Here is a 1,428-nt window from a genome sequence, read left to right as displayed (position 1 = left end):
CTTAATGCCACTCGCTTAAGAGCGAGTGGCATTTTTATCTCTAGAACGTGAGGGGTATTTCTGCGCTTTTTTTAACACTGCTCTGGGGTAAGGCTTTCTTTTTCTCTTTTTAGGAAGTATTAGCCGTTTACCATTGTCCCTCAACTCTTTCAGCGCCTTAGGGATGCCTCCTGGAGTCCTTCCATCTGACCAGATGAACTCTTCTTGTATTAAGCATAGTGCGTTGACGAAGCTAATTCGTAATGGCTCTACTTCGTGCTGTTTTGCCATACCTGCCATTTCTAATCGAACAATATTGTACGATATCAGTATGCCCCATAGCTCTTGGTATACTCCTTCACTCTTTAGGCTTCTCAGTAGAGGCTTGTTCGCTAGTTGATATTGCTTAAGTTCGCCATAGCTGCGCTCTATTTCCCAACGTTGCCAATATACTTCAACTAATTCTTTCAATGCGTATGCATCAGGACATAAGCAAGAAGTAATAAACCCTTTTATCTCACCTTTAGGTGACGGTATTAAAACTAAACGAGCTGTCCACTTTTCGCCTAAATGAGGGTACTGTTTTTGAGCTTGAGGAGATACTGGCATTTCAATGAGATGGTCATAGTCACTGTACGAGTCGAGGAGCTCATATCTGAATTTCGATTTAATTGGGGTAAGCCAATGCGTGTTTTTGCCACTACCTTGCCAGCTTAGAAACAGCTCAGCAGACATAAATCCACGGTCAAAGAGAGTTAAAGAGTTTTCAGGTGCAGAGCCTACAAGTTTTTGTGCATATGAGATCTCACTCTCCGTGACAGGACCAAAAGCGGCATCAGCGATTAAATGGGTCTTTGTAGACATCAAAGTGACCGCAAGAACGGAAGGGAACGTGGCGGATTTTTGGGCATAGCCAAAGGTCTGATTACTTTCTGTATCGTGCGTCTTGAAGTAAGTACCGTCAACACTCAATAGCTTCAATCCACAACATTGTTCAAACTCACTTTGTTGCTCCCATTGGGCTGCGGTCATTTTGAACAGGTAACGCATTGGCTCAAAGCCCAGCTTTTCTTTTCCTTTAATGATGCTACTGGTTGCTAGTGGTGGTAATTCTCCTTTTGAATCAGGGAACGCTAGCTCCAACCTATCACACACGTTTTGAATCGAGCGATTTCTCAGTAGCCCAATACCTAATACTAACCAGACAGCTTGCTCGGCAGGAAACCTTCGTTTACGAACAGAAGCTCTGCCAGTTTGTTTAACCGCTTCTTCAACCCACTCTAAAGGAATATGTTTAGCAAAAGCATTGAGATGATGTTCTTGGCAAAACTCAGCGGTAATCTGTAACTCTTTAGAAAACTCAGACATAAAAAAATCGGCCTCAACTATGTTGAGACCGATTATGAACCCTGCTCAGGATCGTTCAATTATTTAAAACGATCGGCATTA

Annotated in this window: 1 protein-coding gene; it reads right to left on the bottom strand. The window is 42.7% G+C overall.

The features are described 5' to 3' along the window. Positions 1-15: 15 nt before the first annotated feature. Positions 16-1,347 (bottom strand): IS4 family transposase, encoded by a 1,332-nt coding sequence (locus BCT11_RS00450; protein WP_102386841.1) that lies wholly within the window; start codon positions 1,345-1,347, stop codon positions 16-18. Positions 1,348-1,428 lie beyond the last annotated feature (81 nt).

The organism is Vibrio sp. 10N.222.52.B12, from assembly GCF_002875385.1.
In the GTDB taxonomy this organism is placed as follows: Bacteria; Pseudomonadota; Gammaproteobacteria; order Enterobacterales; family Vibrionaceae; genus Vibrio; species Vibrio jasicida.
This window is presented reverse-complemented; position numbering and strand designations above follow the sequence as displayed.

What these genes read in the sequence shown, in the direction of transcription:
- BCT11_RS00450 (WP_102386841.1), bottom strand. Translation starts at nt 1,347, where the DNA reads ATGTCTGAGTTTTCTAAAGAGTTACAGATTACCGCTGAGTTTTGCCAA.